This window comes from Cryobacterium sp. 10S3, assembly GCF_034344045.1.
Classification (GTDB): Bacteria; Actinomycetota; Actinomycetes; order Actinomycetales; family Microbacteriaceae; genus Cryobacterium; species Cryobacterium glucosi.
On sequence record NZ_CP133773.1, the window covers coordinates 469,213 to 480,921 of the forward strand.

Here is an 11,709-nt window from a genome sequence, read left to right on the forward strand (position 1 = left end):
GTATTGATAACACTCCTGAAAATCAGATGGTTTCGACTATCTCTAGCATGCGCACCACTGTGAATGAGATGCGTGCCGTACAAAACACCGCAACCTCAGCGCTCAAGACCTATCTCAACCAGACAGCCAATGCATCTGACAAGTCGTTCACCATGACTACCTACGGACAAGTCGTCACGTTCTCAGTTACCTTCACCGGGGCAATCCAGACGTACCCAATTACCAGTCTGATCTACCAGGTGTTCATGAACAGCACGAGCAATGAGGTCTATCCTGGGTCATCTACGTCGGCGCCAACGTGCCCACTAGTCGACATTCACCAACGACCGCCGGCCACTGGATCAAAGGCAACGATCTGGGACTTCAAGGTAACGATGAATGACTCAGCAACTGAGACGTGCTTCTTCAAGTTCTTCGTACAATCGACTGACAATGGCGGGATCACTGTCTCATGACTCGCCTAAAGCATCCTCAGATCATCGAAGACTTGAAGCAGCTGCGGACGGACGTTGACGAGCTCAAGCGAACGCAGCTCATCAGTGGAGACAGTCTCTTTGGCTACCTGACGCAGAGCAGCAATCAAAACGACTACTCATTCTCGTTAGGTGCCTATGCCAAGCGGACTCTAGTTGTTACCTTTACACCGGCAACACCTAACAACTCAGCGATTGTCGAGATGATGCAGTTCAACACAGTCAATCAACCTATGGTGTTGCCGAATGCCGTGCCGCCCTGGGCTGACTCAACCTACAGTGACATTTCCTTTGTGCAGAAGCTTCCCCCTATCGGTAACGCCAGTCGATGGAGGATATGCGCTCAGGACTATTCCGGTTCGTCGCGAACGGTCTATCTCAAGTTCATCTTTGACGGTACTGATACTGGAACTTGGACAGTTGTCTAATTGCCATAGGAAAATGAGTCCTGATGTTTTATATTGGGGGCATAACCAAAACTAAACAGAGATAATACCTTGGCAAAGCTCGTAGCGAATTATAACGGCGGAACTTCAGACGAATATGGAACCCTCAAGGCTCTGAATGAAGCCTTTGCGGGTCAAGTGTTCAAAGGCTTTGATGTCGTACCTAATAGCACTCCGAACATGACTATCAAGGTCAACATCGGAAGCGCACGTATTCCAACGGGGACCATTCCTAGTGACTACTACTACATGGTGAGTCACGACACAACGGCTGGTGAATCGGTCACTATCGCAACTGCTGCGGCCTCACCTCGCATTGACTACATCGTGGCCTACATCGACAAGAGCGTCACAGCTGCCGTCTCCCCAGTCAACAACGCGAACAATTTGCTCAAGTTCGCTGCCGTTGCCGGAACGCCTAGCGGTTCACCTGTGGTCCCAACGACTGCCCAGATTCAGACTGCTATTGGTGCGGCTAACCCGTACATCATCCTGGCGCAGATTGCAGTTGCAGCTTCAGCGACGACGATTACGACTCCGAATATCGCTGACAAGCGAACATTCGTGGCCTCAACTAACGGCCTGGCTCTCGGTGCTTCGTCCTACGTTGACAACGGCGCTGTCTGGTCTATTAGCTCGGGGCTGAGCGGAACGATGACCGCTGGCCTAGCGTACATCAATGTTGCAGGCATGATGGTCCCAGTCAACATAGCCACAATCGCAAGTAACACCTTTACGGCATCACAAGATACCTATGTTTACGTAAACGTGTTTGGCACAGTCGGCTACTCAGCCGTCGCTAACAACGCGGTTTCACCTACACTGCCTACCAACTCTTTGTGGCTAGCGATTATTGTTACAAGTGGTAGCGCAATCACAACTATAAACACGGGCCAACTGACGGCAACAGCGCCTGTAGTTACCTCACGCATCCTGACCGTCTCTGACACCAATGGGTTTCTCATCTACCCACAAGCTAACCAGCGGCATTTGGGTTATGCGTACACTACAACTGTCCAAGGCGGCATATCGTCAGCTGATCTCACTGGACTGACGACAACAGTTATATCGAATGGTAAGAAGATAAAAATTGAGGGGCGGGTGCCAATGTTCACCAACGCCGCTGGAAATTACGTTGAACTATCTATCAAAGAAGGTGCCGCAATTGTCAGGCTTGATAACACACAATACCCAACTGTGACCATACCTGGAACAGCGAGTGTAGTTGCCTATATTTCACCAACGCCAGGCGTACACGTATACAAACTGTCAGTAGCGCTATTCTCAGGCGCTGGTCAAACCATTACTGTTAATACTATGCCGTTCATGTCTGTGGAGAACGAGTAGTAATGGCAGCTAATAAGTCTCAAGACAAAATGGAAGCGCCCGCAAAGGCTTATTGCTTTGGATGCACGATGATGGAGAGCCTTTAGGTGGATAACTCACCTCATACTCAAGTCGATAACAACGTAATTAAGATTGCTCTTCTTGAAAATAACCAGGTCATTTTTGAACGCATTGATAAAGCAGTTGAGAATAACGGCGCGAAAATAACAAAAGTTGTCAACGATAAGACGGATAGCTTAATTAGTCAAATAACTTCTCTCGCAACAGTGCAAGGCTCAAACGTGGCGAGAATAACAGACATTGAATTGAAGCTATCGAATATCTGGGCAAAGATTGTGGCTCTGCAATCAGTCATCGGCTTCATCATCGGCCTAATCGGATTCCTACTTGGCGGTGGTCATATAGGTAGCCATTAATGAGCTTGGTCCAACTACGAGATGCTAATTGGCAAGTTCCCTACGTCGGTGGCTGGTGTCTCAAGTTCGTACAGGATGCCTTTGGAACTGACCACCCATACTCAAGCGCCATTGATGCCTGGAATGACAACTACGGCGGCGGTAATCACCCAGGCGAACTGCCACCCGCAGGCAAGACCGTTGTGGTCTATTTCTCACTCGGCGATGTTCCTGCTGGCCATGTAGCGATCTCACTAGATGATGGCTCTGTTGCTAGCTCGACGCAAGGCGGCACACACGCCCAGGGCTTCATCCACCCAAACCTACAGAACCTAATCGACACCTATGCCAAGTACAACGGTGGATGCACGTATCTCGGTTGGAGTGAGTACGTCGGCACGGTGCAAGTAGTCAGTCAAGATCAACCAACAACGCAACCATCACAAGGAGGTGACAACGTGGCAATCATTCAAGATGCAGATAACTACAGAGCGCGAGCAAACAAGAGCTTTCAAATGATCCGTGGCCGGTCCATGGGTGATGGCGAGTTTGAGCCTTGGATTGGCAAAGACTGAACCGTCCCGGTTTTCATGCCGCCGTTTTGTTGGCGGCTTCGATATCTATCGGGCCGTTTGTTTCAGCGTAGTAGTTGCGTTCATATTCTTCGGGCGGCATGTTCCCGAGCGCGCTGTGCAGGCGCCGATTGTTGTACCAATCCAACCAATCGAAGGTGAGTTTCTCGACGTCCGCGAGAGTCTTCAACGGCCCCGTCATGAAGGGTGAGTTCTTCGCCACGGCCTCGTTTTTGTAGAGCCCCATGACGGTCTCCGCGGCCGCGTTATCGTACGCGTCACCGATAGTTCCGATCGAGGCGATGAGCCCTTCCAGAGCGACAGTCTCGGTGAATTTAATCGATGTGTATTGAGATCCGGCATCGCTGTGATGTATCAAACCGGGCCCCACGGCGTGGCCGGCGCGATCGCGACGCCAGAGCGCCATGTTCAAACAGACTTCCACGAACGGCGTGTCTTTGGCCGTTGACGCATGCCAGCCCACGATCGCTCGGGAGTACAAGTCGATTGCGAAAGCTACGTAGACGAAGCCGCCCCACGTTGGTACGTAGGTGAAGTCCGTGACCCAGGAATGGTTAGGGCGGGGCGCACTGAAGTTACGTTTGAGCAAGTCAGGAGCTCGCGGTGAGTCCTTGCCAGCCGACGCCGACTCCCGGGGCTTATGGCCCCTTACGAGGCCATTCATGCCCTCGAGGCGCATCAACCGGTCGACCGTGTGCTTGGAAACGCCGGCGAACTCGCCTCGGTTCAGCCACGCCGTCATCTTCCGCCGACCGTAGAGAATCTCAGGTTGCTGACGGCCCTGGGTATCTCGCGCCTTCAACGCTTTGAGCCGATCGACGAGGGCAGCGTCGCTCTGAACTCGCGCTGCGGCGGCGCGGGTCTTCCATGCCCGAAATGACCGTGAAGTGACAGCAACGCCCTGCTCGCGCAGGACGCCACACGTCAACTCGACTCCATGGCCATTCGCCTTCATCTGAACGATGAAAGCGACTATGGACGGTTGCGAGGGTCGAGCTCCCTCGCGAAGAAAGACGCGGCTGCTTTGAGGATGTCGTTCGTTTCTCGAAGGTCGCGGTTCTCGCGCTTCAAGCGCTTGATTTCCTCGAGCTCTTCGCTTGTGGGCCCGCTACGTTCGCCGGCATCGGCCTGGGCCTGGGTGACCCACTTCCGGAGCGTTTCCGCGCCGATATTGAGCTTCGGTGCAAGGTCGCGGCACGCGGCCCACATCGATGGGTAATCCTTCAAACGGTCAAGGGTCATACGGACCGCTCGTTCGCGAACCTCTGTTGGGTGTTTCTTGGGCATATCCGAATCCTTTCACCAGAAAGAAAGCGGCAGGAAAACCGGGACGGTTCAGACTTCCTTAGTCTTGTTGAAGCCCTGGAAGATAACCCCGAAGCTGATGCACAAGTTGACTTCGCTAATTGGGTGGCGAGTCGCCCTATCGGGTAGCGCTGTTCTGACGATCCGGTAGCGCGATTCCGGGGACAAGGTAGCGCTCGACGCGGGTGTGCTGCTCTGCTGTGAAACGACAACACATGGGGTGTTGTCGTTTCACGTTTGGAGTGCTGGTTCATGGCGGATTATCGAAAGATCCTGGTGTTGTTGCTGGAGGGGCGCAGTTATCGGGACGTGGTGGAGATCGCGGGGTGCTCGCACCGCGCCGTGGCCCGGGTGAGCCAGGAAATCCAGGCGCGGGGCGTCACCGCGGCGGATTCAGTCAGCGACGCCGATCTGGCCGGGTGGTTCCCGGACGGGCGCCGGAAAGTGTCCGAGGAATATGACCAGCCCGACCTGTCTCGGGTGCTGGCGTCGATGAAAGCGAACCGGCATTTCACCCTGTTGTTGGCCTGGCGCCGCTACGTCGACACGAAGGACCTCGGGAAGAAGTATGGCTATTCGCAGTTCTGCGCCCTGTTCACCGACTACGTCCGCAGCCACGACTTGGTCGCGGTGCTGAACCACGAGCCGGGCCGGGCGATGCTGGTGGACTGGGCCGGCGACACCATCGAGCTGGTCGACGCGGTCACCGGTGAGACTACGAAGGCGGTGCTGTTCGTCGCGGTGCTGCCGTTCTCCGGGCTGATGTTCTGCTGCGCGTTCATCGATATGAAGTCGCCGGCCTGGCTCGACGCCCACGTTCAGGCATTCGCATTCTTCGGCGGGGTGCCGCAGATCATCGTGCCGGACAACCCGACGACGGCGACAAACCGGTCCCACCCCGGCGATGCGGAGCGGGTCGTGAACGCCCGCTATCAACAGCTCGCCGACCACTACCAGTGCGCGATCGTCCCCGCCCGAGTGAAGAAGCCCCGGGACAAGGCGTCGGCCGAGAACGCGGTGAACGTCGTCAACAAACGCGTCATCGGGTATCTCGAGGACGATGTCTTCACGACTCTGGCCGAGTTGAACGACGCGATCGTTGAGCGGGTGCGGGAGATCAACCACGATATCCGCCGCGCTGACGGCTCGACCCGGTGGGAGAGGTTCGACGCCGAAGAGAGGAAGCTGCTGGGATCGTTGCCGGACGCGGCATTCGAGGACGTCCAGTGGAAGGAGCTCAAGGCAGGCCGCAACTACCACGTCACCGCCGACACCCAACGGTATTCGGTGCCGTTCGCGTTGGCCGGCAAGCTGTTGCGGGTGAGGCTGACCGCCTCGACGGTGACAGTGTTCGACGGGAACGACATCCTCTGCCAACACCCGCGGTTGACGGGCCGGAAAGGCCAGTACTCGACCCTGCCGGAGCATGTTCCGCCGCAGCACCGCAATATCGACGGGCTGTGGTCCAGGCGGTGGTTCACCGATCGGGCCCGCAGTTTCGGCCCGGCGACGGTCACGGTGATCGAGCAGATCCTCGACAGCCAGGCAATCGAGGCGCAAGGGTATCTGGCCTGCCAGAACATTCTCGACGGGCTCGGCAAGAACAACCGGCAACGGCTGGACGCCGCCTGCCAGGAGCTGCTGAACCGTCACGGGCACCCCACCTACACGACGCTGAAACACCTCATGGCCACGATCGACAGCGACGCGAAGAAACCCAAGCCGTTGATCCCGGCGGCCTCGACCCGCAAGCGCGGCAGCACCGTCGTCTTCCGGGACACCGGACCCGACGTCTATGTTCGCGACGCCTCCCACTACGAGATCGGCGAAGGGACCGGGCGATGACCTTCACGAGCATCGACTACGACAAGTTCCGCGCCCTGCGGGTCACCCATGTTGCGACCCGGCTGGAGGAACTCATCCAGGACGAGGCCAACGACACCCTCACCCCGGAGCAGCTGTTCCTCACCGCCGTCGACGACGCGTTGGAATCCCGGCGGGTGAACAAGGTCGAGCGCCTGATCCGCCAGGCACAGCTTCCGATTCCCGGAGCCACGATTGCGGAAGTCGACTACCGCGACGGGCGCGGCATCACCCCCGTTCGGATGCGCCGCTATGCCACCCATCAGTGGCGGGCGGATTCGACGAACCTGCTCATCATCTCGCCCAGCGGAGGCGGGAAAACCTACCTCGCCTGCGCGCTCGGGATCAGCGCCAGCCAGAGCGAGCACACGGTCGCCTACTTCCGGATGGACGACCTCGCCCGACGGCTCGTCATCGCCCGCGGCAATGGCATCGCGCACCAGAAGCTGCTGAACGAGCTGTCCAACATCGACCTACTCATCATCGATGACTTCCTCACCGTCGGCATCGACAGCGACGCCGCCAGCGACTTGTTCGCGGTGCTCGCGAACCGAGAACACCGGTTGCCGACGATGATCGCCTCACAAACCGGACCCGCGCACTGGGTCGCCGAACTCCCCGACCGGGTCGCGGCGGACTCGATCGTGAACCGCCTCGCGAACCACGCCCGGATCATCAACCTGGGCCAGATTGACATGCGCAGGCACCGCAACGAACAAACCCGCAGCCACGACACCTACTGGGAGTGAAACCGCAGCGGCCCGGGCAGACAGTCCGGGCCGCTACCACTTAGGCAGAAGAGCGCTACCGGGTTATCAGAACAGCGCTACCCGATGAGGCGACGCGCCAATTGGGGACGCACCGCCAAGAATGACAACTGGCAAGGACAGATCACCGACCTGCAAACCAAACTTGGTGACGAACAGCTGAAAGACGCTGGACTTGCTACGAACCTCGCAGACACCAACGCAAAGCTTGATACGGCCAGCAAGACAATCACCGATGACGAGACAAGAATTGCTGACCTCTCTACCCAGCTTTCGACTCTCAAGGCTCAAGCTGACAAGCCAGAACCCACAAACCCAATAGTCCAAGCTCCCTCGATAACTCCCCCTGTAAAACAAACATTGATCGACTGGCTTGTCAGCGTGTTCAAGGTGCAGAAATGATGGCTAAGAAGAGTGCTATCTCAGGCATCCACGCAGTAGATCGAATGCTCAAGGAAGAAGTCTTCTATCCTGCACACGATGCACGCAAAGAGAGCTCAGCATACGCAAAGGCGCACAAGCACCTGGTCAAAGAGCTGGACTTACCGTGTCTCATCTGCGGTGTTAGGAACTCAACGCTGCAAGACCCTGAGCACAACAAGGTCGGCGCACGAGCGATGGAGACTCACCATCACGTCATTGAATGGGCACTTCAGAACGCTATCGATCTAGCGAAGTTCAATGAGCGCATCTGGCCAGCTCTCAAAAACAAACACACTGGCAAATACGAAGAACCGTTCACGCAACAAGAAATGCTCGACTTCATCGACCACTCAGAAGACAATCTCTGGGTGCTCTGCGATGTGCATCACCGCCACTCGCTGGTCGGCATCCATTCAGTAACAGCGCCAATTTGGGGAGCACAAGACCTGATATTGGACTCATTCACTTACATACCTTTGAAGGAGGTCAAATGACAACACTAACAACAACAACAACTCACTCACCACTCGTAAAGGGAATCCGTACCGCAGTTCAAGCCATCGTCGGCATCGTACTCGGCTACATCGTTTTCATTTGGGCTGTACCTGGCGTACCAGCAGCAACCATTCAGTACATCTCATCGAACATCGTGCCACTACTTGTGACAGCTGGCCTTCCATCAGGCTTAGTCGCATTTGCGTGGAACTACTTTGAGCAACGTGTTCAAAAGTCTTCTAATTAGTGCCTAGCTCGCGTTGTGGCGCGTTCTAAACGAAAAGACACTAATTCATACGTCTAAGGCTTCTGGCGATTGTCAGGAGCCTTTATTCATGGCTAGTATGTCGTCATGGCACAGAAAACAGTTACGACGACAACAATCATTGACGACCTCGATGGCAAGCCTGTTGATGAAGGCAAGGCCGAGACGATCAACTTCACCTTTGATGCAGTTGCTTATGAGATTGACCTAAGCGACGTCAACGCAAAGAAACTCCGCGATGCTCTCAAGCCGTACCTGGCTGTTGCTCGTAAGACTGGGCGCGGTACTGCTACCCGTACTTCTGCCAGTAAGAACGATCCTGCTGAGCTTGCTGCTGCCCGTGAATGGCTTCGTTCCAATGGCGAGACCGTGAGTGATAGAGGCAGGATTGCTGCACCGCTCATGGAGAAGTACCGGGCGAACAAGTAAGTAGCTACACGCTAAAAGAGAACGTCCGCGATATTTCGCGGACGTTCTCTTTTGTTATTACTACGTGAGGTCAACCAGCTGCGACTTCACCTGCTCAATGATGATGGCGATGTCTTTCACTTCGTCGCTTGTCTCTTCCCAACCGGAGACATCATCGACGGGGACCATGCTGCCGAGGGCAGAGTCTGTTGTAGAGCGGATCTCTCGCAGGCTCGACAGAATTGATTCCGCATTGTATGTCGCATCGTCAAGCCATTGGTTAGTGCGTCGCACGATCAAAGCGATCTGCTCGGGTGGTGCCCACTGCTCACTCATTGCCGTACCCCCTATCCGTTCAGACGCAGTGCAAAGTAGCTCGCACTCTCGATGTACCTGATGACTTCGCTCATGTGAAAGTCAGCCCGTTCTAGGTCGCTCTCAGCGTTGTCTAGAAGATGGGTAAACGGATGCTCATCTGGGTGAGCATCCTTATACAGAACGTAGTGACTAGCCTCTTCGCGGATCGTCTCGATGTTCCTACGGATCAGGTCATATTGGGATTCAAGCTCGCTTAGACGATGCTCAACTGCGGCTGCTGAAGCTTCGATAATTCCGCTCATTACTTATCCCACTCTTTCATCTTGCTGTAGCCGATAGATGGACGCTTGCTGGTCTTCGTCGTGCCATCGCCAGGTGCTCGACGAGCATTGATTTGTGCGACTACGAATGCCTTTGAATGTGCGTACAGAGCGCGTGACTTATCTCGGATCTCACGCGGATTAGACGACGGCGCAGATAGGTCTTTGGTACGCATCGTGAATGGCTGAGAGACACCAGAGTCAGTCTGTTAACGCCGACCGAAAACAGGGCCAGAAACGCCAACTGAAAATAGGGCCACCAACCATTATGGAAGGTGATCAAATTGGATGATTGGGCAGAGATTCGCCACCTGCATTCGACGGGCAAGCATTCGAAACGGGAGATAGCCCGGCTGGCCGGGGTGTCCCGGGGAACGGTGGATCGGGCGTTGGCTGTGGATAGGTCGCCTACGTATAAGCGCGAGCCGACCGGGTCGAGTTTCGACGCGTTTGCGTCGCAGGTGCGGGTGTTGCTTGCGGCAACGCCGACGATGCCGGCCGCGACCGCGGCCGAACGGGTGGGCTGGTCGGGGTCTCCGTCGCTGTTCCGGGCCAAAATCGCCGAGCTGCGCCCGGAGTACGCGGTGCCGGACCCCGCGGACCGGCTGGTGCACCCGCCCGGGTTCCAGGTCCAGTGTGATCTCTGGTTCCCGCACGAAGACCTGCCGCTGGGCCATGACCAGGCTGCTGCGCCGCCGGTGCTGGTGATGACTTCGACGTTCTCCGGATTCATCCAGGCCCGCATGTTGCCGTCTCGGACGACGCCGGATCTGCTCGGCGGGATGTGGTCGTTGCTGCAGGAGGCCGAGGCCGTTCCCGCCCGGCTGACCTGGGACAACGAGACCGGCATCGGGCGCGGGAAACTCACCGAGCCCGCCGCCGCGTTCGCCGGTACGCTCGGCACCCAGATCAAGCTACTCAAGGCCCGTGACCCCGAGTCCAAGGGCATGGTCGAGCGGATGAATCGGTTCTTCCGCAGCCGCTTCATGTCGGGCCGGGCGTTCACCTCGCCCGACGACTTCAATGAGCAGTTGGCCGGGTGGCTGCCCATCGCGAACAACCGTCTCTCCCGGTCACGCAGAGGCCGCCCGCAGGACCTGATCAGCATCGACCGGGCGGCGATGCGCGGGCTGCCGCCGCTGGCGCCGGAAGTGATGTTCCGAAATAGCGTCCGGCTCCCACGGGATTACTACGTTCGCGCTTTCAGCAACGACTACTCCGTCGACCCGACCATGATCGGCCGGGTCGTGGACGTGACAGCGGGCCTGGAACGCGTCACCGTCCACCACGACGGGGTCCTCATCGCCGCGCACCGCCGGAAATGGGCTCGGCAACTGACCGTGACCGATCCGGCGCACGTCCTCCGCGCGGCCGAGCTGCGCGCGCAGTTCCAAGCCCAACGCGCCCGCCGGCCCGCGGTCACTGCCGTCGTCGAGATGGCCTCACTGGCCCGCTACGACGAACTCTTCAGCGTTGACCTAGACACCACCCCGACCGTGTTGGCGGTCGCGTCATGACCGGGTCGGAAGCGGCCTCGCAGATCGAGTACTACGCCCGCGCGCTGCGGGCCCCACGGATCAGCGAAGCCTTCCGGCGCCTGGGCGACCAGGCCCGCGACGCGGGCTGGTCCCACGAGGAATACCTCGCCGCAGTGCTCTCCAAAGAGGTCTCCGAACGCGAAGCCTCCGGGGCAGCGCTCCGCATCAAGGCCGCCCGGTTCCCGGGTCACAAAACCCTCGAGGACTTCAACTTCGACCACCAGCCCTCCGCAGACCGGAACCTGATCGCGCACCTGGGCACGAGCGTGTTCCTCACCGAAGCGAAGAACGTCGTCCTCCTCGGGCCTCCCGGAACCGGGAAAACACACCTCGCCGTCGGCATTGGAATCAAGGCCGCCAAAGCCGGCCACCGGGTCCTCTTCGACACCGCGACGGGCTGGGTGACTCGACTCCAAGAAGCCCACTCACGAGGCAAACTCGCCGCCGAACTCATCAGGCTGCGCCGTTACAGCCTGCTGATCGTCGATGAGGTCGGCTACATCCCCTTCGACCAGGACGCCGCGAACCTGTTCTTCCAACTCGTGTCATCTCGCTACGAACACGCCTCACTGATCATGACGAGCAACCTGCCCTTCGCCCGCTGGGGCGACGTGTTCGGCGACCTCACCATCGCCTCCGCGATGATCGACCGCATCGTTCACCACGCCGACGTGATCAGCCTCAAAGGCAACAGCTACCGGCTCAAGCAACACCAACCCACCGCGACTACGGCACACTAGAACCACACGAGAG

The 11,709-nt window shown here is 57.4% G+C and carries 15 protein-coding genes; 12 read left to right on the forward strand and 3 right to left on the reverse strand.

What is annotated here, in order from left to right; all coding sequences use genetic code 11:
- Window positions 1-451: 451 nt before the first annotated feature.
- From RHM57_RS02125 to RHM57_RS02140, 4 genes are all read left to right on the forward strand, one after another.
- Complete coding sequence (locus tag RHM57_RS02125; protein WP_322189530.1) at window positions 452-901, forward strand: hypothetical protein; 450 nt, start codon at window positions 452-454, stop codon at window positions 899-901.
- Window positions 902-970: 69 nt separating this feature from the next.
- A complete protein-coding gene (locus tag RHM57_RS02130; protein ID WP_322189531.1) occupies window positions 971-2,266 on the forward strand; it encodes a hypothetical protein in 1,296 nt (431 codons plus the stop codon).
- A gap of 86 nt (window positions 2,267-2,352) precedes the next feature.
- Window positions 2,353-2,682 carry a hypothetical protein gene (locus RHM57_RS02135; RefSeq protein ID WP_322189532.1) on the forward strand — a complete coding sequence of 110 codons (330 nt, stop codon included), beginning with the start codon at window positions 2,353-2,355 and terminating at the stop codon, window positions 2,680-2,682.
- Window positions 2,682-3,236 carry a hypothetical protein gene (locus RHM57_RS02140; protein ID WP_322189533.1) on the forward strand — a complete coding sequence of 185 codons (555 nt, stop codon included), beginning with the start codon at window positions 2,682-2,684 and terminating at the stop codon, window positions 3,234-3,236. Before RHM57_RS02135 ends, RHM57_RS02140 begins: the two co-directional genes overlap by 1 nt.
- Before the next feature lie 13 nt (window positions 3,237-3,249).
- Here RHM57_RS02140 and RHM57_RS02145 read toward each other — a convergent pair.
- Window positions 3,250-4,541 (reverse strand): IS3 family transposase gene (locus RHM57_RS02145; protein WP_322189242.1). Its coding sequence is split into 2 segments (ribosomal slippage): window positions 3,250-4,271 and window positions 4,271-4,541, totalling 1,293 coding nucleotides; the frame shifts between segments, so codons are not numbered across the junction.
- 270 nt (window positions 4,542-4,811) lie between these two features.
- On the opposite strand from RHM57_RS02145, the gene istA reads away from it, so the two are divergent.
- The 6 genes from istA (at window position 4,812) to RHM57_RS02175 (ending at window position 8,801) form a co-directional block, all read left to right on the forward strand.
- On the forward strand, window positions 4,812-6,404 hold the full coding sequence (gene istA / locus RHM57_RS02150; RefSeq protein ID WP_322138239.1) for an IS21 family transposase: 1,593 nt from the start codon (window positions 4,812-4,814) through the stop codon (window positions 6,402-6,404).
- Complete coding sequence (locus RHM57_RS02155; protein ID WP_322137582.1) at window positions 6,401-7,171, forward strand: ATP-binding protein; 771 nt, start codon at window positions 6,401-6,403, stop codon at window positions 7,169-7,171. The genes istA and RHM57_RS02155 overlap by 4 nt, the downstream gene beginning before the upstream one ends.
- An 84-nt stretch (window positions 7,172-7,255) precedes the next feature.
- Window positions 7,256-7,591, forward strand: coding sequence for a hypothetical protein (locus RHM57_RS02160; protein ID WP_322189534.1), 336 nt, complete (start codon window positions 7,256-7,258; stop codon window positions 7,589-7,591).
- A complete protein-coding gene (locus tag RHM57_RS02165; protein WP_322189535.1) occupies window positions 7,588-8,106 on the forward strand; it encodes a hypothetical protein in 519 nt (172 codons plus the stop codon). The genes RHM57_RS02160 and RHM57_RS02165 overlap by 4 nt, the downstream gene beginning before the upstream one ends.
- Window positions 8,103-8,354 carry a hypothetical protein gene (locus RHM57_RS02170; protein WP_322189536.1) on the forward strand — a complete coding sequence of 84 codons (252 nt, stop codon included), beginning with the start codon at window positions 8,103-8,105 and terminating at the stop codon, window positions 8,352-8,354. The genes RHM57_RS02165 and RHM57_RS02170 overlap by 4 nt, the downstream gene beginning before the upstream one ends.
- A 105-nt stretch (window positions 8,355-8,459) precedes the next feature.
- The gene (locus tag RHM57_RS02175) at window positions 8,460-8,801 is read left to right on the forward strand and encodes an Lsr2 family protein (RefSeq protein ID WP_322189537.1); all 342 of its coding nucleotides are present in this window, start codon (window positions 8,460-8,462) and stop codon (window positions 8,799-8,801) included.
- A 60-nt stretch (window positions 8,802-8,861) separates the two neighbouring features.
- Here RHM57_RS02175 and RHM57_RS02180 read toward each other — a convergent pair whose 3' ends face one another.
- Window positions 8,862-9,116, reverse strand: coding sequence for a hypothetical protein (locus RHM57_RS02180; protein ID WP_322189538.1), 255 nt, complete (start codon window positions 9,114-9,116; stop codon window positions 8,862-8,864).
- A gap of 11 nt (window positions 9,117-9,127) precedes the next feature.
- On the reverse strand, window positions 9,128-9,400 hold the full coding sequence (locus RHM57_RS02185; protein WP_322189539.1) for a hypothetical protein: 273 nt from the start codon (window positions 9,398-9,400) through the stop codon (window positions 9,128-9,130).
- A gap of 413 nt (window positions 9,401-9,813) precedes the next feature.
- Here RHM57_RS02185 and RHM57_RS02190 point away from each other — a divergent pair, with 413 nt between their 5' ends.
- Complete coding sequence (locus tag RHM57_RS02190; protein WP_322138562.1) at window positions 9,814-10,935, forward strand: Mu transposase domain-containing protein; 1,122 nt, start codon at window positions 9,814-9,816, stop codon at window positions 10,933-10,935.
- The gene (istB, locus tag RHM57_RS02195) at window positions 10,932-11,696 is read left to right on the forward strand and encodes an IS21-like element helper ATPase IstB (protein ID WP_322135186.1); all 765 of its coding nucleotides are present in this window, start codon (window positions 10,932-10,934) and stop codon (window positions 11,694-11,696) included. The genes RHM57_RS02190 and istB overlap by 4 nt, the downstream gene beginning before the upstream one ends.
- The last annotated feature ends 13 nt before the right edge of the window (window positions 11,697-11,709 follow it).

Excerpts from the sequence above, each read along its gene's own strand:
- RHM57_RS02175 (WP_322189537.1), top strand. The coding sequence starts at position 8,460 with ATGGCACAGAAAACAGTTACGACGACAACAATCATTGACGACCTCGAT.
- RHM57_RS02155 (WP_322137582.1), top strand. The coding sequence starts at position 6,401 with ATGACCTTCACGAGCATCGACTACGACAAGTTCCGCGCCCTGCGGGTC.
- RHM57_RS02165 (WP_322189535.1), top strand. The coding sequence starts at position 7,588 with ATGATGGCTAAGAAGAGTGCTATCTCAGGCATCCACGCAGTAGATCGA.
- istA (WP_322138239.1), top strand. The coding sequence starts at position 4,812 with ATGGCGGATTATCGAAAGATCCTGGTGTTGTTGCTGGAGGGGCGCAGT.
- RHM57_RS02185 (WP_322189539.1), bottom strand. The coding sequence starts at position 9,400 with ATGAGCGGAATTATCGAAGCTTCAGCAGCCGCAGTTGAGCATCGTCTA.
- RHM57_RS02140 (WP_322189533.1), top strand. The coding sequence starts at position 2,682 with ATGAGCTTGGTCCAACTACGAGATGCTAATTGGCAAGTTCCCTACGTC.
- istB (WP_322135186.1), top strand. The coding sequence starts at position 10,932 with ATGACCGGGTCGGAAGCGGCCTCGCAGATCGAGTACTACGCCCGCGCG.
- RHM57_RS02170 (WP_322189536.1), top strand. The coding sequence starts at position 8,103 with ATGACAACACTAACAACAACAACAACTCACTCACCACTCGTAAAGGGA.
- RHM57_RS02180 (WP_322189538.1), bottom strand. The coding sequence starts at position 9,116 with ATGAGTGAGCAGTGGGCACCACCCGAGCAGATCGCTTTGATCGTGCGA.
- RHM57_RS02125 (WP_322189530.1), top strand. The coding sequence starts at position 452 with ATGACTCGCCTAAAGCATCCTCAGATCATCGAAGACTTGAAGCAGCTG.
- RHM57_RS02160 (WP_322189534.1), top strand. The coding sequence starts at position 7,256 with ATGAGGCGACGCGCCAATTGGGGACGCACCGCCAAGAATGACAACTGG.